This is a genomic window from Shewanella sp. 433 (assembly GCF_059338565.1).
This window is the reverse complement of sequence record NZ_CM181703.1, coordinates 3,364,571-3,383,887: the sequence shown is the minus strand read 5'-3', so window position 1 is coordinate 3,383,887 and position 19,317 is coordinate 3,364,571. Positions and strand designations below refer to the sequence as shown.

Here is a 19,317-nt window from a genome sequence, read left to right as displayed (position 1 = left end):
GGATTTGATTTAATAATTGAATCAGCACTATCTAAAAAACCACGCCGTTTAAGCGTGGTTTTTTTATGGTTGCATCAGTATCATAGTCCTATTGAATCCTCACCTTTAAAGGACATCTAATGCTGATTTTAGTGTCGCCAGCCAAAACATTGGATTATGACAATCCTGCTATAACCCAGGAACATACCCTGCCAGCCTTGCTGCAACACAGTGAGCTGTTGATTGATACTTGTCGACAATTAACCCCTGCTGATATTGCCTCCTTAATGAAGGTTAGCGATAAAATAGCGGGACTCAATGCAGCGCGCTTTGCATCTTGGACTGCCGATTTCAATCTTGATAATGCCAAACAAGCACTGTTTGCATTTCGCGGTGATGTCTATACCGGCTTAGATGCCGATAGCTTATCGGAGTCGAGTTTGCAACGAGCTCAGGCACGTTTAAGAATACTGTCGGGTTTATATGGCTTACTGCGTCCATTAGATTTAATGCAGCCTTATCGTCTCGAAATGGGCACCCGCTTAGCCAATTCTCGTGGCAGTAATTTGTATCAATTTTGGGGCGACATTATTACCGAGCAGGTCAATAAGGCGCTCGCAGAGCAGGGTGATGAGCTGATTGTCAATTTAGCGTCTAATGAGTACTTTAAATCGGTAAAACCTAAGCTGTTAAATGGGCAGCTGATCACCCCTATTTTTAAAGATCATAAAAATGGTCAGTATAAAGTCATTAGTTTTTATGCCAAAAAAGCCCGCGGTATGATGGCGCGTTATCTGTTAGATAATGATGTCAAAGATTATCAAGGGGTGATTAAATTCGATTGTGCAGGCTATTACTATAGCGAAGCCGAATCGACACAGCATGAGCCGGTTTTTTTGCGTGAAGCGCAGTAGTTAAGCCTATAAAAAAGCAGCCAACAGGCCAATGTTGAGCGGTTAAAAGTTAAGTGAGCGGTTAAGTTCTTTTTAACAGTAAAAAAAATCCAATATCAGCGATGATATTGGATTTTTTGTCTGTGGTGTTGCCCTTGACTTATTTTGACGTATCTACAGGTCTTAAGGGGATGTCTGATTGCGCCATCAAATAGGCAAATTGAGCATAGGCTGCCGCATTTTGCGCTAATGCCTTAGGATCGATTTTATCTAGAGTATCGTTAGGGGTGTGATGATAATCAAAATAGTCGCTGCCATCTTGGCGTAATGAAGCAACTGGCACGCCATAGCTAGGTAGCATAGAAACATCTGGTCCCCCAGAGGCGTTATTATTGCCGGCAGCGACATCATTGGCTTGCATAGATTGGGTCAGTTGTTGTAATGGGTTAAACGCATCGGGGTCCACATTAAAATCAATTTGATAGATGCGTCCAGCACCAAAGTCGGACTCAGCAGCAATGTAGTGTTTAGCTAGCTCTTGCTGATGTGCTTTGGCATAGGTTTTACCACCGATTAAGCCTATCTCTTCTGCCGCATACAGCACGACTCTGACTGTACGGGCAGGCTTCGTCGCTAGTTGTGAGATTAAATGGCCGGCAGTGGTGACAATGGCCACGCCTGCGCCATCATCGATAGCACCTGTGCCCTCATCCCATGAATCTAAATGGGCACCAATCAGTACAATTTCATCGCTTTTGCTGCTGCCAGTGACTTCAGCAATCACATTGTAGGAGGTGGCATAACCTAAATTTGTCGGTGACATGTGCAATTGCAGCACGACATTGGGATCGCGTTTTAACATCAATCCTAATAAATCTGCATCTGGCGCTGACATGGCGGCCGCCGGGATTTTTGTCACACCCTCTTGATAACGCATCATACCGGTATGCGCCATACGATCATGATCGGTACCAATAGAGCGAATGACTATGGCTAGAGCGCCTTTTTTAGCGGCAGCCACAGCACCTTTAGAGCGGCCACCAACGGTTTGGCCATAGCCTTTGCCCGTTTTAAAGCGGGGGGTGCGATGATCGATAAAGACAATTTTGCCTTCGACTTGCTGCCTGTCGGCTTGTTCGAGTGCCGCGAGGTTGGCAAATTGAACAATAGGGGCGCTTATGCCTGTAGTTGAGGTTGCCACACTGCCGCCAAGGGCGGTGATGACTATCGGTTGGGGGAAAGGAGAGACCACCCGAGCACTGGCTTCACCACGTTGCCATACGGGGATTTTTACCGGCTCTTTATAGACCTTATCAAACCCTAATGAATTGAGTTTGTCTTCGGCCCATTTTACGGCGAGTAAATCTTGTTTACTGCTTGGTAAGCGTGGGCCCACTTCAACGGTTAATGATTCGACAATATCAAACGCCAATGTTGAGTTTAATGCTTGTTGTTGCAGTTGCAGGCTCACCTCTTGATGATTATCTTGTGCGGGTGTTTGTTGGCAGCCAATTATTCCAGCAAAAAGAGCGCCGGAGAGTAGAGTAAGGGCAGAGCGTTTCATGAGTTTCCTTTGTTTTTATTACGTATGTCCCATTTTTGAAAACAATCTACCAAAAAGTGTGCTTTATGTCCCGACTATATCTTTAAGTCAACGCTATATTAGTGCCGGGGTTTGTTTTAGGAGAGATTGCTCGTAATGAATATAGAATTGATGCAGCAACGAGCTGACAATGCTGTTGTATTGCTCAAGGCGTTGGCCAACGAACGTAGGTTATTTATCTTATGTTACCTTCTGAGTGAAGGTGAGATGTGTGTGGGTGAGATGAATAAGAAGTTAGGCCTAAGCCAATCTGCGTTGTCACAACATTTAGCGTGGCTCCGTAAGGATAATTTAGTTGAAACGCGTAAAGAAGCTCAAACCGTCTTTTACTCGCTAAAGAGTCAAGAAGTGTCTGAGATCATTAAGCTGCTCAATACTATCTACTGCCATTGATCTGAAACGGTTAGTGCAGCGAGGGCAAAACTGACATAGCGAAAGCTTTGTCAGTTTTTTTATTGCCTTTTTATGATGAAAGACACGGTCTTGGTAAATTGCAGATACAAAAAAACCGGCTTGAGCCGGTTTTTTTATGTCGCTAACAGAATTAAGCAGCTAGAGCTTTGATTCTGGTATTCAAGCGAGACTTTTGACGAGCAGCTTTATTCTTGTGAATAAGGCCTTTAGTCGCCATACGGTCAACGATTGGTTGTGCAACATTAAATGCTTCAGTCGCCGCTTTGTGATCGCCAGCGTTGATAGCAGCGATAACTTTCTTAACGTATGAACGTAACATTGAACGACGGCTAGCATTATGCTGACGACGTTTTTCAGATTGAAGCGCGCGCTTCTTTGCAGACTTGCTATTAGCCAAGGTGCAACTCCTAAAAGGGTTAGATATTTTTAAAGGTCGAGGAATATGCCTTTTTTTAGTCACTTTGTCAATGACAATGATCGGATCTTTATCTTAAAGATAAATTAATCAGAGCATACTTGGCGTTCTTCAACCTAACTCGTGTAATATGGTGCGCAATTCTAGCAGCAAAAGCTGCATTGGGACAGAGCTTAAATAGACTTTTCCGTTTATTTTGTCGCTGTCTGTGCTCAGAACAGGGGGCATTTTGAGCAAAAAACTATTTAAGTCTGGCATGATCGTTAGTGCCATGACGTTGATTTCTCGTATTTTAGGGCTTGTGCGCGATGTGGTTATCGCTAATTTAATGGGCGCCGGTAGCAGTGCCGACGTGTTCTTTTTTGCCAATAAAATTCCTAATTTTTTAAGGCGTCTTTTTGCTGAGGGAGCCTTTGCACAAGCTTTTGTGCCGGTATTAACGGAATATCAAGAAAAACACAATGCACAAGAGGTACGTGAGCTGCTGTCGAAGGTGGCAGGTACACTGGGGATTTTAGTGACGATAGTCACCCTTGTCGGGGTGATAGCTTCTCCGGTATTAACCGCCTTGTTTGGTGGTGGCTGGTTTTTAGCTTGGTTAAATGATGAACCTAATGGTGAAAAGTTTGAACTAGCCTCATTAATGCTTAAAATTACCTTTCCCTACTTGTGGTTTATTACCTTTACTGCATTGGCCGGCTCAATTCTTAACACTCGAGGACGCTTTGCGGTATCGGCTTTCACGCCAGTGTTTTTAAACGTAGCCATCATCGCAGCGGCCATCTATCTCGCGCCGACATTGCAAAAACCTGAAATAGGCCTCGCCTGGGGTGTCTTTTTCGGTGGGGTGATCCAGTTCTTGTTTCAAATTCCCTTTTTGTTACGCGAAAAGGTATTAGTTAAGCCATCATGGGGTTGGCATCATCCTGGGGTGGTGAAAATTAGAACCTTGATGATCCCGGCGTTATTTGGTGTGTCAGTGTCGCAAATTAATCTGCTGCTCGATACCTTTATTGCCAGCTTCTTGGTGACAGGTTCGATCAGTTGGCTCTATTATTCCGATCGCTTATTAGAGTTCCCCTTAGGCTTGTTTGGCATTGCCATTGCGACGGTAATTTTACCGGCATTATCTAAGCGGCATGTAAATGCGCAAGGCCAAGGGTTTTCGCTGACCATGGACTGGGGAGTGAAGGCCATTTTATTGCTTGGGCTACCGGCTATGTGCGGCTTAATCGTGCTGGCTAAACCTATGTTAATGGTGCTGTTTATGCGCGGCGCCTTTAGCCTTGAGGATGTCAATATGGCGTCATACAGTTTAATGGCTTACGGTGCAGGCTTACTCAGTTTCATGTTGATTAAGGTACTGGCCCCTGGTTATTACTCTCGCCAAGATACTAAAACACCCGTGCGCTATGGCATCATCGCTATGGTCAGTAATATGGCGTTTAACCTTATTTTTGCCATTCCCTTTGGTTATGTTGGTTTAGCCATTGCCACATCCATGTCGGCGTTGCTGAATGCTGGCTTGTTATATCGTGGTTTACATCGCGCTGGGGTTTATCAGATTAGTAAGCAAACATTAATATTTTTCATCAAAACCTTGGTAGCAGCTAGCTTAATGGTAATTGTGTTATTATTGAATTTACCTATTTTAGAACAATGGCTTGCCATGTCTTTCACTGCTCGGGTTATGGCGTTATCAGGCCTTATAGGACTCGGTGCTGTGGTCTACTTATTGGCTATGGTATTGTTAGGAATTCGTCCTTGGAGAATGAAAGCTGGCTTTTGAGTGCTGATTATCGTGCTTAGCTGGTATATAATCCGCCAACTTATGCTAGCTAGTTATTGAATGTAATGGAACTGATCCGCGGTATACACAATATTTTACCTAGACACCATGGCTGTGTGCTAACCATTGGTAATTTCGATGGTGTGCATCGAGGCCATGCCGAAGTCATTACTGCGCTAGTTAAAAAAGCGCAGCAGCATGGTGTTCCAGCAACGCTTATGACCTTTGAACCTCAGCCTCAAGAGCTGTTTCAAGGTGATAGCGCGCCTGCACGCTTGAGTCTGCTGCGGGATAAAATTGTGTTGCTTGAAGAGTTAGGGATTGACCGCTTACTGTGTGTTAACTTTAACCGTAAGTTTGCCGCGATGCCTGCTGAAGCATTTATCGAACAATTGTTGGTCAAACAGCTTGGGGTTAGATACTTAGTTGTTGGTGATGACTTTTGTTTTGGCCAACATCGTAGCGGTAATTTCGACATGCTTAAGCGTGCGGGTGAAAAGTTTGGTTTCGCCGTGGTCAGCACCGCAAGTTTTGTCCTTGGAGACAAGCGCGTCAGCTCCACCGAAATTAGAAAGCAATTGGCACAAGGCAATTTAGAGCAAGCTAGGCGTTTACTCGGGCACCCTTTTACCCTGTGTGGCCGTGTTGCCCATGGTGAAAAAATTGGGCGTACTATCGGTTTTCCGACAGCCAATATCGCCTTGAAACGTAAAGTCTCTCCGGTGCGGGGGGTATTTGCTGTTAAGTTGTTTTGGGCCGGAAGTGATATCTATGAAGGTGTCGCCAACGTTGGTTTTAGGCCGACAGTCAATGGACAGCATTGTCAGTTAGAAGTCCATTTATTTGATTTTGATGGTGATCTTTACGGAAAAACCGTTGAAGTTGAATTAGTGGCAAAAATTCGCGATGAACAGCCATTTAAATCGTTAGATGCGCTGAAGCGACAAATTAAAAATGATGCTGACAGAGCACTGGCTCTGCTTGGCTTTGATGCAGGCTGAGCTCTTTTAGCTAAATAAACGGTATAGGATCAAATGAGCGACTATAAATCTACTCTGAATTTACCGGAAACAGAATTTCCGATGCGTGGTAACTTGGCTAATCGTGAGCCAGAGATGTTGAAATCTTGGACCGAAAAAGGTTTATACCAAAAGATTCGTGAAAGTCGCACAGGGGCTAAGCCTTTCATTTTGCATGATGGTCCTCCATATGCAAACGGTGACATTCATATTGGTCACTCTGTTAACAAAATCCTCAAAGACATTATTATCAAGTCTAAGACCATGTCGGGTTTCGATGCCCCTTATATTCCTGGTTGGGATTGTCATGGCCTACCGATTGAACTTAAGGTTGAGCAGAAAGTCGGCAAACCTGGTCATAAGGTTTCAGCAGCAGAGTTTCGCCAACAATGTCGTGAATACGCGGCCAAGCAAGTCGATGGTCAGCGTGAAGACTTTATCCGTTTAGGTGTGTTTGCCGATTGGCAAAATCCATACTTAACCATGGATTTTAGCACCGAAGCCAACATCGTTCGTTCATTGTCTAAAGTGATTGAAAGCGGCCATTTACACAAAGGCGTTAAGCCAGTGCATTGGTGTACCGATTGTGGTTCTGCTTTAGCAGAAGCGGAAGTGGAATATGAAGACAAGATGTCGCCAGCTATCGATGTGGCATTCTCTGTGGTTGATAAACCTGCACTGTTAGCTAAATTCGGTTTAAGTGACTACAAGCATACTATTTCAGCGGTTATCTGGACAACGACGCCATGGACACTGCCAGCTAACCGCGCCTTATCGGTTGCGGCTAACATTGAATATACCTTGGTTGAAATCACTAAAGATGGCCATACTCAAGCCTTAGTGTTAGCCGATGAATTGGTTGAGTCGTGTGTGGAGCGCTATGGCGCACAAAGCCACACTGTGCTAGCAAAAGTAGCTGGTGCTGAGCTAGAGCTATTACGTTTTAACCATCCCTTCTACGACTTTGATGTGCCGGTTATTCTAGGCGATCACGTCACTGTTGATTCTGGTACTGGTGTGGTGCATACCGCGCCTGGTCATGGTCAGGACGATTTCGTCGTTGGCCAAAAGTACGGTTTGGAAGTGGCTAATCCTGTTGGTGATAACGGGGTTTATAAAGCCGATACTGAGATCTTTGCTGGTCAACACGTATTTAAAGCCAACAAGAGTGTGATTGCGCTGCTCGAAGAGAAGGGCGCCTTAATGAATCATGTGGCGATTAATCACAGCTACCCGCATTGCTGGCGCCATAAAACGCCAATTATCTTCCGCGCTACGCCACAGTGGTTCATCTCAATGGATCAAAAAGGGCTACGTACGCAAGCATTGAGCGAAATTAAACAGACGCAGTGGATCCCAGATTGGGGCCAAAGCCGCATCGAAAAAATGGTCGAAAACCGTCCTGACTGGTGTATTTCACGCCAGCGTACTTGGGGCGTGCCGATTACCTTGTTTGTACACCGTGAAACTGAAGAATTACACCCAGACAGCGTGGCATTGATGGAGCGCGTAGCGCACCGCATTGAGCAACAAGGTATTCAAGCTTGGTGGGATCTCGATGCCGCAGAACTGCTTGGTGATGAAGCGGAACAATACCGTAAAGTCACTGACACCTTAGATGTGTGGTATGACTCAGGCTCGACTTTCTCATCGGTTGTTGCTGCGCGTCCTGAATTTAATGGTCATCCCATTGACCTGTATTTAGAGGGAAGCGATCAGCACCGTGGTTGGTTTATGTCATCATTGATGATCTCAACCGCCATGAACGGTAAAGCCCCATACAAGCAAGTATTGACTCACGGTTTTACCGTTGATGGTCAAGGCCGCAAGATGTCTAAGTCTGTGGGTAACGTGATTGCCCCGCAGCATGTCACCAATAAATTGGGTGCTGACATTCTTCGCCTGTGGGTCGCAGCCACCGATTACAGCGGTGAAATGACCGTTTCTGATGAGATCTTAAAGCGTAGCGCCGATGCCTATCGTCGTATTCGTAATACCGCTCGTTTCTTGCTAGCTAACCTTACTGGTTTCGAGCCGGCAACCGATATGGTTGCCGTCGAAGACATGGTGGCGTTAGATCGCTGGGTTGTACGCCGCGCTGCAGCGCTGCAACAAGAACTGCTTGAAGCGTACGATCAATATAACTTCCACTTAGTGACGCAAAAACTGATGCAGTTCTGCTCGGTTGAGTTGGGTAGTTTCTATCTTGATATTATCAAAGACAGACAATACACGGCTAAAGATAGCAGCCATGCACGTCGTAGCTGTCAGTCTGCCTTGTATCTGATCTCTGAAGCCATGGTGCGTTGGATTGCACCAATCTTAAGCTTTACCGCAGATGAGATTTGGCACTTACTACCGGGCGAGCGTGGTGAATTTGTCTTTACCGAAACCTGGTTTGAAGGTTTGCAATCGGTGACGCTTGAGTCTGACTTGAGTGATGCTTATTGGCAGCAGCTGTTGAGCGTGCGTGATGAAGTCAATAAAGTGATTGAAAATGCACGTCGTGAAAAGCAAATAGGTGGCTCGTTAGAGGCTGAAATAACTCTTTATGCCGACGAGACTCTTGCTAGTGCATTAAACACTTTGGGTGACGAGCTGCGCTTTGTGTTACTCACCTCCAAGACTACAGTGGTTGATTTAGCACAGGCACCTGCCGATGCCATTGCGACTGAATTAGCTGGCCTGAAGCTAGGTTTGCATAAGTCGACTGCTCACAAGTGTGAGCGTTGCTGGCACCACAGAGAAGATGTTGGCCAAGTGGCTGAGCATCCAACCTTGTGTACGCGCTGCGTGACTAACATCGAAGGTGACGGCGAAGTTCGTCAGTTCGCGTAAGGGAATCGTTATGCCATCAAGCTGGAAAGAGAGTGGCTTACGTTGGTACTGGATAGTTGTGTTGGTGTTTATCGCCGATCAACTTTCCAAACAATGGGTGTTAGCCAGTTTTGACCTGTATGAGTCAATCAAGTTGTTACCATTTTTTAATTTCACCTATGTGCGAAATTATGGTGCAGCCTTTAGCTTTTTGAGTGATGCAGGTGGTTGGCAGCGTTGGTTATTTACTGTGGTAGCCGTCGGCTTTAGTACTCTATTGACTGTGTGGCTGCGCAAGCAGCACCGCGGTCTGTGGCGATTAAACTTAGCCTATACCTTGGTTATTGGCGGTGCATTAGGTAATTTAATCGACCGTTTACAACATGGGTTTGTTGTCGATTTCCTTGATTTTTATTGGAATACGAGTCATTTCCCCGCCTTTAATATTGCCGACTCAGCTATCTGTGTCGGTGCGGGGCTTATCATTGTTGATTCGTTTATTACCGAGCGTAAACCAAACGGCGAAAGTGCCGCAAAGGGGTAATTCAGTGTCTGTATCTCGTTCGTTATTGTGCCACATGAATATAGTACTTGAAGATGGTTCGACCGCTGACAGTACCAAAGCATCGGGCAAGCCGGCTAAATTGAACATTGGTGATGAGACGTTAAGCCCAGCTTTTGAGGCTGAGCTTATCAATTTAACTCAAGGCGATAAGCACAGCTTTACATTGCAGGCGGCCGATGCCTTTGGTGAGTCCAATCCAGATGCAATTCACCATATGGACAGAACAAAATTCCCCGCCGATATGAACTTAGAGGCTGGCGTGATTGTCAGTTTTGCTGGCCCCGGTGGCAGCGAAATTCCGGGGATTGTACGTGACGTGTTAGGCGACTCGGTGACGGTTGATCTCAATCATCCATTGGCAGGTCGCGCCGTTACTTTTGAATTAGAAGTGGTTCAGGTACTTTAATTATGGCGATGACCAACCCTCCGCAAAGTTTGCAAATCAAACTGGCCAACCCTCGTGGTTTTTGTGCCGGCGTCGATCGCGCCATCAGCATTGTTGAGCGTGCCCTTGAACTGTTTTCGCCGCCAATTTATGTGCGTCATGAGGTGGTGCATAACCGTTACGTGGTGCAAAACCTAAAAGATAGAGGCGCCGTGTTTGTCGATGAGCTAAATCAAGTGCCCGATGACAGCATAGTGATCTTTAGTGCACACGGAGTGTCGCAGGCTGTTCGCACTGAAGCGAAACAACGCGGTTTACGCGTTTTCGATGCAACTTGCCCATTGGTGACTAAGGTGCATTTGCAAGTGACTAGAGCGAGCCGTAAAGGGATTGAATGCATCCTTATCGGCCATGCTGGGCATCCTGAAGTTGAAGGCACCATGGGGCAATATGACAACCCTGACGGTGGGGTTTTACTGGTGGAGTCTCCAGCCGATGTTGAAGCATTAGTGGTAAAAGATCCTGAAAACCTATGTTTTGTCACTCAAACTACGCTTTCAATGGATGACACTGCCGATGTTATCGCGGCTTTACAGCAGCGTTTCCCGTCGATCCAGGGGCCACGTAAAGATGATATCTGTTATGCCACCCAAAACCGTCAAGATGCGGTGCGCAATGTGGCCGATGATGTCGACTTGTTTATCGTGGTCGGTTCTAAGAACAGTTCAAACTCTAACCGGTTAAAAGAACTGGCCATAAAGAAAGGCACTCAATCATATTTGGTCGACAATGCCGATGATATTGTCGCCGAATGGTTTGATGGTGTCGAAAAGGTCGCTGTGACCGCCGGAGCCTCTGCGCCTGAAGTTTTGGTTAAGCAAGTAATCGATGCCATCGCGCAGTTAGCACCAAGCGTGATAACTGAAGTGGAAGGGCGTAAAGAAGATACTGTTTTTGCCGTGCCAGCGGAACTGAGGTAATTAACCGATTGTTTTGGTTTAAAAAGGAGGCTTAGCCTCCTTTTTTGTGTTTAAAATTCACGCAATTGAACGAGCTTACTTCAAGCTGGATTAATGGATTACTAGCAGGTAACATTCGACTAATCTACTATTAACGAGTATAGTTTATGGTCAAGCTAACTTTCAGATTTGTATAGAGTATATGGCTGAAATGGCTGTCAAGATTATGGCGTATATCGGAGAGTTGACACCATGAAAAACAGTGGGAAAGGGTTTTCCCTCATCGAAGTGATGGTATCGCTGGTCATTTTAGTTATTGGCTTAGTCGGTATTTTTAATCTTCATGTGATTGCCAAGCGAGGCAGCTTTGAATCCTTCCAGCAAACCCAAGCTTCCTATTACGCAAACGATATTATTAACCGTATGAAGTTAAATCGAGGCGAGATAGCTAATTATGCTGGAGTCTATTCAGGAGTACCTTCTGCTGCGGGAAAAGAGTGTAAGGGGGCTGCGCTATGTGATCCTGCTGAACTCGTTGCATGGGATTTATATGAGTGGCGTGCTTCTTTTGTAGGGACTGCAGAAACCGTGGGTGGCAAAAATGTCGGCGGATTAGATACGCCGACGGGGTGCATTAGCGTTGCTGTTAATACGGTGACAGTTGTGATGGCATGGCGAGGTATAAGAGAAACTAAAATTGATGCCGACTCACCTATTATCGACACATCACCAAAGTGCGCTGCTAGCACTGAAAACCGCCGTATCTATTCTATTCAAACAGTGATTATATAGATGAAAAACACGTCAGGTCGTTATTATTTCCAGTCAGGGCTATCACTTGTCGAGTTGATGGTCGCTTTGGTGATTAGCTTATTTTTAACTGCTGGCATATTCACCATGTTTAGCATGTCTTCCTCTAATGTCACCACTACTAGTCAATTTAACCAACTGCAAGAAAATGGCCGTATTGCCTTGGCGATTATGGAACGCGACCTTTCACAACTTGGGTTTATGGGAGATATGACGGGGACTGATTTTATCGTCGGTACAAATACTATTGTAGACAATGCGATTTCAGGCAAGGATTGTGTCGGTACCGGGGTAAAGTCGGGTTTAAACAATGCCAGTTTACCCAATGATAAACCTGCTCATTTTCGCCGTTTGTGGGGGTATGAGGCTGGCGTAAGTGGCGGTTCATTAACGTGTTTAGCCTCATCAGGAGTAAATAATGCAACGGATGTTTTGCAAATAAAACGTTTTATCGGACCAAGTGCAGGACCTGGTGATGGCAGTGTGCCTTCGGTTGGAGATGGCGATCATTACTTTGTATCTGCAACATCTAGCCAAGTAGTATTTTTTAATGGCATCAACCCCTCCACTAATTTAACAAACTCTCGTGTATGGGAGTTTCAACATCATGTTTATTTTATTGGTGACGATGCTAATGGAATCCCCGTGTTACGGCGTAAAACCTTGACAGACACTGGGATGGATAACAATGAGCAACTAGTCGAAGGTATTGAGAATATGCGTTTTCTATATGGCTTTGATAATGATGGCGATGGGACGCCAGATCGTTACATTGCAGAGTCAGAGGTGACATCATCAATGTGGGATAATGAATCTTTTCAGAGATTGATAGCGATAAAAGTTCATCTATTAGTGCGCTCGATTGAGCAAGATAGAAGTTACACTAATGAAACAGAATACACTCTAGGTGATAAGACCATTGCAGCGCCACGGGATAACTTTAGGCGTAAAGTAATGTCGACGACAGTAATTTTAGAAAACCCTGTTTTAATACGAAGTTAAATATTGTAGAGGCTTCAATGACAAAACAAAAAGGCATTGTTCTTTTTTTCTCTTTAATCGTGTTGATAATTATGACTGTTATTGGTGTGGCGCTTGCGGTGAATTCAACCCAATCGCTTAGAATGGCTGGTGCGGGGGCTGAGCGCGTCGAGGCTAATGCCATTGCCAATGGTGCCCTTGATTTGCTAATTAATAACAATAAAGGTGCAGTCTTTGCGAATATGGCCGAAACAGATACTACAAATGAATTGCTTGGTGGTAGGCAAACTATAATTCCAATGCCTAAAGATGGCACCATCCAGGATGTAAGTTGTCAGCGTACCAGCAAGGCTAGTGGGGCAAATTTAATTAGTTGTCGACGCTTAGAGATTCAAAGTGCAGTGGCTTTTGGTCGAGATGACTTAGGACAGTTACAAGTAGTTGCAGGTATCGAACAAGAAGTTCTTACCGGGGGGTAATCATGATTATTAAACGTTTATTGTGTTCAGGCTTATTTGTGCTCCTAGGTGCTTCTGCGATGTCTCATGCAGACGATACCGAACTTTATTTGGTAGATACCAGCGCAAGAAGTGATCGTATACCAAAAGTCCTTATTATCTTTGATAACTCAAATAGTATGAGCACAATTGAAGAGGACTCAGAGGGTGCTTACTCGCCTGATTGGGCTCCAGAAGGTTTTGATTATAGTGGTTTTATTAATGAGAAAGCCATTTACTGGAATCGAGGCGGAATAGATAACACCAACACAGCATCGGCGCCATTAAGACCCAATCAAGCGCGTCGCTTTAATGTCAACAGTAATGGTTGTGCAACTAGCTGGGAAATTTTAGCGGAAAAGGGCCGTTATACGGGTTATATTAGAGAGTTCAGGAAGAAGAGTTGGGAAGAGGTTGCCGACAACAATGGCCTTAATGACAACAAATTTGATTGTCTAGCAGATATTCAAGGTGAAGATAATCAAAATGCAGATGGTGTAAAAGACGGCTTTCCTGTTGACAAGGCTTCAATGTATTCAGTTAATGTAGCTGATTCAAATGGAACTGGATTTGGAGAAGGTCAACCGATAACCTTATATACATCAGATTATCTTGTATGGTACCAATGGGTTACTGGGCAGGTAGATAACGGCACACCTCCACCAGTAAATGTGGATTCACGGCTAAATGTTGCTAAAAGCGCATTGAAAAGTGCATTAGAGACTTTGGGGGCGGATATTGAAGTTGGTCTTGCCGTATTCAATTTAAATTCTCATGCATTATCTGAGAACGACCCGAATAATGATGCCGATTTTATCGATGAAGGAATGCGAGATGGCGGACGTGTAGTTTCAGGGATAAAAGAGATGACTGCAACAAATCAAGGTGCACTATTTACCTTGATTGACGGTATGCCAGCTGAAACAAACACTCCATTGTGTGAAACATTGTTTGAAGCACATCAGTACCTTTCTGGTGGTAGTGTTGTATTTGGTAATAAAGATTCAAATACGGGTAATAAAGCGATACCCCCTAATTATATTTCTATGCCACCAAGGGATACGAGTATCGAATCTGCTGGTGGAACTTATATCACGCCATTTAAAACTTGCCCCGAAATGGCCTACGTTATTTACATGACAGATGGTGCCCCAACTGTAGATAGTATTGCTGATGGTAGAATTAAGTCATTAACTGATGCGGCAGAAAATCAATCTGCAGATTATTCCGTATTTGAGTATGAAGATGAGTTTGGTAAACCTGCTACTAGTTACTTGCCTGCATTAGCTAGTTACATGTATAACAACGATCTTGTTAAAGGCAATGTTGACAAAACGGGTAATGATAATCAGCAAAGTGCAAGGTTATTTACAATTGGGTTTTCTGATGGTGCAGTTAAAGCAACTGAATTGCTTAAAGAGGCTGCAAAGCGTGGTGGTAATGTTGAAGGTGGAGGATATTATACTGCAGATAGTTCGTTAACTTTAGAAGGAGTTTTTGACGATATTCTTAAAACAATTTTATCTATTGATTCCAGTTATACCTCTCCCAGTATTGCTAGTAATAATTTCGATAAGACTCAAACATTTAATTCAGCTTATTACGCCATGTTTCTTCCTTCAAAAGGCCCTCGTTGGGCGGGGAATTTAAAAAAGCTTAAAGTTACAGCTGATGGTGTGTTAGTTAAACCTGGTAAGGTGTCACCTGTTGTTGATGATACAGGCAATATTAGCTCTAATACCTGTACGTTTTGGAGTCAATGCGCAAGTGGCCCAGATGGTAATAAGGTCAAGCAAGGTGGAGTTATTGAATCGTTGCAAGGTACAGATGGTGAAGGAAATGGATTAGATAACCGAACCATATATACAGGGGCTTCAGCGACGCTTACTGAACTGAAATATTTATCGAGTACAGCTGCTGCAACCTTACTTAATCTTGATTCTAGCGACTCATTAAACATCACAAATCACATAAATTGGCTTTATGGTTTTGACGTCGATGATGATGATGCTGATAACAATTTCAGCGAAGGGCGTGATGATATCATGGGCGATCCGCTTCATTCTAAGCCTTTAGCGCTGAATTTTGGTACAAAAGGGACACCCGATGTAAGGATTATTTTAGGGACTAACCAAGGTCTAGTGCATATGTTTAAAGACTATGATGAAGGCAGTGATGATTTTGGCAGTGGTAAGGTAGAAGAAAGTTGGGCATATATTCCGCCAGAATTAATGACTAATATTCCAACTTTAAAGGCAAATATAGAAACGGGATCCCACAGTGTCTATGGCATGGATTCATCGCCAGTTGCTTATACCAAACTCGATTCCACAGGAAAGCTTGAAACTGCATGGGTGTTTATGGGGATGCGCCGCGGCGGTACTTCCTATTACGCCTTAGATGTAAGTAGTCCCGATAATCCAAAATTTTTGTGGCAAATTAAGGCTGAGGGGGCATTTTCCGAATTAGGCCAGACGTGGTCAGAGCCCGTTGTCACCACGATACCAGTCTCAACGGGCCAGTCTGAACCGGTGCTGATATTTGGTGGTGGTTATGATTCGACGTCCAGTCTAGGAAATGCTGTTTATATTGTAAAAGCGCAAGATGGATCGCTGATTGCTAAGATTTCAGATTCTGGAATGGATAGTATTCCTAATAAAGTCGCTGTGTTAGACAGCAACAACGATGGGATTACCGACAGAATTTATGCATCCGATGTCAGTGCAAATATTTGGCGGATTGATCTATTTCCATCAAAGTCACCAAGCGTTTTCAAATTTGCTAGCTTAGATAATGGTTCTAATCGTAAATTCTTTAATGAACCTGTTGTTGCACAAACACAGTTTCCCAATATCAGTAAAACCAGTGTAGATGGTAACACTACTGTGGTTTCTCAAAATATTCCATATGACGCTGTTACAATAGGTTCTGGTAATCGTCCTCATCCCTTGGATAAAATAACCCAAGACTCATTTTTTGTACTGCAAGACCGTACAGTAAATCCCACCGATTTTAATGCTGTAACACCGCCTGGAACGATAGGGCTAAATGATTTATATGATGTTACAACGTCTGCCCCCGCACCAGATGATGAGACCCAAAATTTAATTTTTGGTTCAAAAAAAGGCTGGATTTATCAATTCTCAGGAGTTGGAGAAAAATCCTTATCTGCATCATTAATATTTGATGGAAAAGTGTATTTTACGTCATTTATACCGCCATCAACCTCGGTAGAAAATCTTGAGCTAGGTATTTGTGGAATTTCAGGAAAAGGACGACTTTATGTTTTTGATTTACATAAAGGAACTCGGACCTATAGTGAAGTTTATTATGACCTAGGTGAACGTGTACCTGACACTCCTCAAATCGTCGTTCCAGCACCTGAAAATGAAGGTAATGACTCGAAAGCTTATATTATTGGTATTGGTAAGGGGGAGTGTGAAGGTGGCGAGTGTAAAGGTACAATTGAACTCGGTTCAGGACTTACCGTTAATAAAATTTATTACCACATAGATGAGTAATAGGAACGATGACTAAATATGATTTAAAAGGTTTCACCCTAATAGAGCTGATGATAACGGTAGCTATTATTGGTATTTTGGCGTCAATCGCTTACCCCTCATATATTGACTATATTACTAAAAGTGGTCGTGCTGAGGGGGTTGCTGCTGTGATGAGAATAGCTAACTTACAAGAACAGTACTATTTAGATAACCGTGCCTATGCGACAGACATGACTAAGCTTGGTCTTGCTGCAAGCCCGTTTGTGACCGAAGCGGGTCATTACTCTGTCACCTCGGCAGGTACCAGTTCTTTTACCATCACAGCGACGGCGCAGGGGAGTCAAGCTAGCAGAGATTCGACCTGTAAAACTATCACCATGACATCAGCGGGTGTTAAAGGGCCATCTAAGGAGTGTTGGAAATGATGAAATTGATTATCGCAATACTATGTGCAACGCCCCTTTTCGTTCTAGCTGCGGCGGGGAATACCAAGCAAGATTATAAATGCCATATTATTACCGCTAAAGCAGATAAGGTGGTTTTTTATCGCTGGAAACTACAAGGAGTGGCACTTAAAATCGCATCGCTTCCCGGTAAACAATTAGTGGATACTAAGGGTAAGAAATATTTCATTAAAGATGTTGTTGAGTGTGTACCGTTAACTGAAATGTTTAGCAGCGATAATTCTAAAGCATTAGATGAGCGAACATTAAGATAATCTTCACTCGCTATTAATATAAAGCCCTGTACATATTAAGACTTTTGAGTCGTAATATGTACAGGGCTTTTTTATTATTTTTAGTCTTGTTTATGAGCAACTAATACCAGTCGAACCATAAGATACTAACCCGCTGCTGCTAATATCGATACTCTGTGACGAGGCGGCGTTACCGTTGGGGCAGTAGATAATCGTTCCTCCAGATGATAAGCCTTCTGATGAAAAGGTGATGTTACCGTTAGGCCCTGTTATAGCATCCTGACTATTAAAACTGTCGATCGCCCTCAATTCAGTATCGGCGCCATTTGCATTAATAAACACCCTTACACCACCGCTCCAATCTGTTGTCGTTCCGCACGACGTTGCACTTGCAAATGGGCAGACATTGACGGTAGTGCCGTAGCTAATTGCCTGGTTGCGTGCAAAAGCCATGACATTATGAATTTTTTCAATATTATTACTGGCACGTACGTCTTCATAAACGGATATTAAAGAGGGAACGCCTATAGTGAGTAATATGCCAGCGATCACTATCGTGACCATGAGCTCGACTAGGGTGAACCCTTGCTGCAGATATCGCATTGATATTGTCCTCGTGGTTAACGGGTTTAGTATAAGCGAGAACTTTTTCAATTTCAGTATATATAACTTATTCTTTTTAATGCTAATAAATTGGCATTAAATACGTTACAGACAAGTAAGTGACAGCGTATTTTATGGTTGGGAACTGGCATCACTTAATGCAGCTAATCTGTTGTTTATTTGAAAATCGTACTCGCCCAGCCTGATTGACGATAACGGCTTTGGAGTTGGGGTTATTAGCCGATGTCGGACAATAAGTGAGTGTGCCGTTGGTTCCTGATGCAAGACCATCCGGTTGAAAGCGCACCGCGGCACGGTTGTAGTCAACAGTATCACGTGGGTGAAAGGGCCTCGTGCTTAATAGTAACTTGTCATTAGCATCAAGTTGATTGGTTACGCCAGAATCGGTAAATACGGATAAGCCATTTTGCCAATTTTCATCGCATTGGTTATCTTTTAGTGGGCAAATAGTGACTCTTAATCCATAGCTTATTGCTGCATTTCGGCCAAATTGTAATGTTTGTTGAATCTCTCGAATCGCGCTGTTTGCCCGCTGTGCATCGTAAAGGTTACTTAAGCTTGGTGCGGCGATGCCGATTAAGATAGTGGCGACAATTAAAGTCACCATTAATTCGATGAGGTTAAATCCATAATGCTTATCCATACATCATCCTTGTGCATACATGATCATCGCATCCTGCGATGATTCAATTGAGTAAAAGCGTTGTAGGGGTGGTTAAATTGACTAGGCTATAATTGGTCACAGAATGTAAAGTATAGTTGTTGGCGTGGCTTAGTGCCGATTTGTTATCTGGCATTGTTTTATATTGTTCTTAGCTGCGGATATTACTTCTGCTTGGTATCGTAGATATTCAACTTCTGCGTAATCATATAGCGTGGTAAGCTAATAACAACATGTTGTTATTGCCAAATAAAGTTAAAGGGAGCGTTTGATGAAGAAAGTTGAAGCCATAATTAAGCCATTTAAGTTAGATGACGTACGAGAATCTCTGGCTGAAATCGGCATTACCGGCATGACAGTTTCTGAAGTCAAAGGTTTTGGGCGCCAGAAAGGTCACACCGAATTATATCGTGGCGCCGAATATATGGTCGATTTTTTACCTAAGGTGAAAATTGAACTTGTTATCCAAGATGAACAACTAGAGCAGGCTATCGAAGTGATAGTCGATACCGCTAGAACGGGTAAAATTGGCGACGGTAAGATATTTGTGACTGAAGTCGAGCGAGTTATCCGTATTCGTACCGGTGAAGAAAACGAAGAAGCAGTGTAATTATTGTAACTTCTATCACGTGACAGGCCTTTCGCTACTGGGACAGTTCGTTATTTGCTGTTGCGGATCCTCAAGTTACTAAAAAGCCGTTGTAAT

19 protein-coding genes are annotated in these 19,317 nt (G+C 43.8%); 15 read left to right on the top strand and 4 right to left on the bottom strand.

Annotation, left to right across the window (positions count from 1 at the left end; all coding sequences use genetic code 11):
• The first annotated feature begins 119 nt into the window (after positions 1-119).
• Positions 120-893: a peroxide stress protein YaaA gene (gene yaaA / locus AC5YB1_RS15025; protein WP_494519831.1), complete on the top strand. Its 774-nt coding sequence runs from the start codon at positions 120-122 to the stop codon at positions 891-893.
• 139 nt (positions 894-1,032) lie between these two features.
• On the opposite strand, the gene AC5YB1_RS15020 is transcribed toward yaaA, so the two are convergent.
• Positions 1,033-2,436 (bottom strand): M28 family peptidase, encoded by a 1,404-nt coding sequence (locus AC5YB1_RS15020; protein ID WP_494519830.1) that lies wholly within the window; start codon positions 2,434-2,436, stop codon positions 1,033-1,035.
• A gap of 135 nt (positions 2,437-2,571) precedes the next feature.
• Between AC5YB1_RS15020 and AC5YB1_RS15015 the strand changes: the two genes are divergently transcribed.
• A complete protein-coding gene (locus tag AC5YB1_RS15015) occupies positions 2,572-2,868 on the top strand; it encodes an ArsR/SmtB family transcription factor (RefSeq protein ID WP_110456556.1) in 297 nt (98 codons plus the stop codon).
• 151 nt (positions 2,869-3,019) lie between these two features.
• Here the strand turns inward: AC5YB1_RS15015 and rpsT are convergent, their stop codons facing one another.
• Complete coding sequence (gene rpsT / locus AC5YB1_RS15010) at positions 3,020-3,286, bottom strand: 30S ribosomal protein S20 (protein ID WP_110456555.1); 267 nt, start codon at positions 3,284-3,286, stop codon at positions 3,020-3,022.
• 247 nt (positions 3,287-3,533) lie between these two features.
• Here rpsT and murJ point away from each other — a divergent pair, with 247 nt between their 5' ends.
• The 12 genes from murJ to AC5YB1_RS14950 all read left to right on the top strand — a co-directional run bounded on the left by murJ (position 3,534) and on the right by AC5YB1_RS14950 (position 17,347).
• Positions 3,534-5,093 carry a murein biosynthesis integral membrane protein MurJ gene (murJ, locus tag AC5YB1_RS15005; protein ID WP_494519829.1) on the top strand — a complete coding sequence of 520 codons (1,560 nt, stop codon included), beginning with the start codon at positions 3,534-3,536 and terminating at the stop codon, positions 5,091-5,093.
• A gap of 65 nt (positions 5,094-5,158) precedes the next feature.
• The gene (gene ribF, locus AC5YB1_RS15000) at positions 5,159-6,094 is read left to right on the top strand and encodes a bifunctional riboflavin kinase/FAD synthetase (RefSeq protein ID WP_494519828.1); all 936 of its coding nucleotides are present in this window, start codon (positions 5,159-5,161) and stop codon (positions 6,092-6,094) included.
• Positions 6,095-6,127: 33 nt separating this feature from the next.
• Complete coding sequence (gene ileS / locus AC5YB1_RS14995; RefSeq protein WP_494519827.1) at positions 6,128-8,950, top strand: isoleucine--tRNA ligase; 2,823 nt, start codon at positions 6,128-6,130, stop codon at positions 8,948-8,950.
• A gap of 10 nt (positions 8,951-8,960) precedes the next feature.
• Positions 8,961-9,473: a signal peptidase II gene (gene lspA / locus AC5YB1_RS14990; RefSeq protein WP_494519826.1), complete on the top strand. Its 513-nt coding sequence runs from the start codon at positions 8,961-8,963 to the stop codon at positions 9,471-9,473.
• A gap of 4 nt (positions 9,474-9,477) precedes the next feature.
• Positions 9,478-9,900 (top strand): FKBP-type peptidyl-prolyl cis-trans isomerase, encoded by a 423-nt coding sequence (gene fkpB / locus AC5YB1_RS14985; RefSeq protein WP_494519825.1) that lies wholly within the window; start codon positions 9,478-9,480, stop codon positions 9,898-9,900.
• A 29-nt stretch (positions 9,901-9,929) separates the two neighbouring features.
• Entirely contained in the window at positions 9,930-10,859 is a 930-nt protein-coding gene (ispH, locus tag AC5YB1_RS14980) for a 4-hydroxy-3-methylbut-2-enyl diphosphate reductase (RefSeq protein WP_494521653.1), read from the top strand.
• A 231-nt stretch (positions 10,860-11,090) separates the two neighbouring features.
• Positions 11,091-11,630, top strand: a complete 540-nt coding sequence (pilV, locus tag AC5YB1_RS14975; protein WP_494519824.1) for a type IV pilus modification protein PilV — start codon at positions 11,091-11,093, stop codon at positions 11,628-11,630.
• On the top strand, positions 11,631-12,650 hold the full coding sequence (locus AC5YB1_RS14970) for a PilW family protein (RefSeq protein ID WP_494519823.1): 1,020 nt from the start codon (positions 11,631-11,633) through the stop codon (positions 12,648-12,650).
• 17 nt (positions 12,651-12,667) lie between these two features.
• Entirely contained in the window at positions 12,668-13,108 is a 441-nt protein-coding gene (locus AC5YB1_RS14965) for a pilus assembly PilX family protein (protein ID WP_494519822.1), read from the top strand.
• A gap of 2 nt (positions 13,109-13,110) precedes the next feature.
• The gene (locus AC5YB1_RS14960; protein ID WP_494519821.1) at positions 13,111-16,647 is read left to right on the top strand and encodes a pilus assembly protein; all 3,537 of its coding nucleotides are present in this window, start codon (positions 13,111-13,113) and stop codon (positions 16,645-16,647) included.
• 8 nt (positions 16,648-16,655) lie between these two features.
• Positions 16,656-17,054, top strand: a complete 399-nt coding sequence (locus tag AC5YB1_RS14955; RefSeq protein ID WP_494519820.1) for a type IV pilin protein — start codon at positions 16,656-16,658, stop codon at positions 17,052-17,054.
• Positions 17,051-17,347, top strand: coding sequence for a TapY2 family type IVa secretion system protein (locus AC5YB1_RS14950; protein WP_494519819.1), 297 nt, complete (start codon positions 17,051-17,053; stop codon positions 17,345-17,347). The genes AC5YB1_RS14955 and AC5YB1_RS14950 overlap by 4 nt, the downstream gene beginning before the upstream one ends.
• A gap of 90 nt (positions 17,348-17,437) precedes the next feature.
• Here AC5YB1_RS14950 and AC5YB1_RS14945 read toward each other — a convergent pair whose 3' ends face one another.
• Positions 17,438-17,929 (bottom strand): GspH/FimT family pseudopilin, encoded by a 492-nt coding sequence (locus AC5YB1_RS14945; protein WP_494519818.1) that lies wholly within the window; start codon positions 17,927-17,929, stop codon positions 17,438-17,440.
• Between the two features lie 151 nt (positions 17,930-18,080).
• A complete protein-coding gene (locus AC5YB1_RS14940) occupies positions 18,081-18,593 on the bottom strand; it encodes a GspH/FimT family pseudopilin (protein ID WP_494519817.1) in 513 nt (170 codons plus the stop codon).
• 289 nt (positions 18,594-18,882) lie between these two features.
• On the opposite strand from AC5YB1_RS14940, the gene AC5YB1_RS14935 reads away from it, so the two are divergent.
• Positions 18,883-19,221 (top strand): P-II family nitrogen regulator, encoded by a 339-nt coding sequence (locus tag AC5YB1_RS14935; RefSeq protein ID WP_110456541.1) that lies wholly within the window; start codon positions 18,883-18,885, stop codon positions 19,219-19,221.
• Positions 19,222-19,317 lie beyond the last annotated feature (96 nt).

What these genes read in the sequence shown, in the direction of transcription:
- yaaA (WP_494519831.1), top strand. Translation starts at nt 120, where the DNA reads ATGCTGATTTTAGTGTCGCCAGCCAAAACATTGGATTATGACAATCCT.
- AC5YB1_RS15020 (WP_494519830.1), bottom strand. Translation starts at nt 2,436, where the DNA reads ATGAAACGCTCTGCCCTTACTCTACTCTCCGGCGCTCTTTTTGCTGGA.
- AC5YB1_RS15015 (WP_110456556.1), top strand. Translation starts at nt 2,572, where the DNA reads ATGAATATAGAATTGATGCAGCAACGAGCTGACAATGCTGTTGTATTG.
- ribF (WP_494519828.1), top strand. Translation starts at nt 5,159, where the DNA reads ATGGAACTGATCCGCGGTATACACAATATTTTACCTAGACACCATGGC.
- ileS (WP_494519827.1), top strand. Translation starts at nt 6,128, where the DNA reads ATGAGCGACTATAAATCTACTCTGAATTTACCGGAAACAGAATTTCCG.
- lspA (WP_494519826.1), top strand. Translation starts at nt 8,961, where the DNA reads ATGCCATCAAGCTGGAAAGAGAGTGGCTTACGTTGGTACTGGATAGTT.
- pilV (WP_494519824.1), top strand. Translation starts at nt 11,091, where the DNA reads ATGAAAAACAGTGGGAAAGGGTTTTCCCTCATCGAAGTGATGGTATCG.
- AC5YB1_RS14970 (WP_494519823.1), top strand. Translation starts at nt 11,631, where the DNA reads ATGAAAAACACGTCAGGTCGTTATTATTTCCAGTCAGGGCTATCACTT.
- AC5YB1_RS14965 (WP_494519822.1), top strand. Translation starts at nt 12,668, where the DNA reads ATGACAAAACAAAAAGGCATTGTTCTTTTTTTCTCTTTAATCGTGTTG.
- AC5YB1_RS14960 (WP_494519821.1), top strand. Translation starts at nt 13,111, where the DNA reads ATGATTATTAAACGTTTATTGTGTTCAGGCTTATTTGTGCTCCTAGGT.
- AC5YB1_RS14955 (WP_494519820.1), top strand. Translation starts at nt 16,656, where the DNA reads ATGACTAAATATGATTTAAAAGGTTTCACCCTAATAGAGCTGATGATA.
- AC5YB1_RS14950 (WP_494519819.1), top strand. Translation starts at nt 17,051, where the DNA reads ATGATGAAATTGATTATCGCAATACTATGTGCAACGCCCCTTTTCGTT.
- AC5YB1_RS14945 (WP_494519818.1), bottom strand. Translation starts at nt 17,929, where the DNA reads ATGCGATATCTGCAGCAAGGGTTCACCCTAGTCGAGCTCATGGTCACG.
- AC5YB1_RS14940 (WP_494519817.1), bottom strand. Translation starts at nt 18,593, where the DNA reads ATGGATAAGCATTATGGATTTAACCTCATCGAATTAATGGTGACTTTA.
- AC5YB1_RS14935 (WP_110456541.1), top strand. Translation starts at nt 18,883, where the DNA reads ATGAAGAAAGTTGAAGCCATAATTAAGCCATTTAAGTTAGATGACGTA.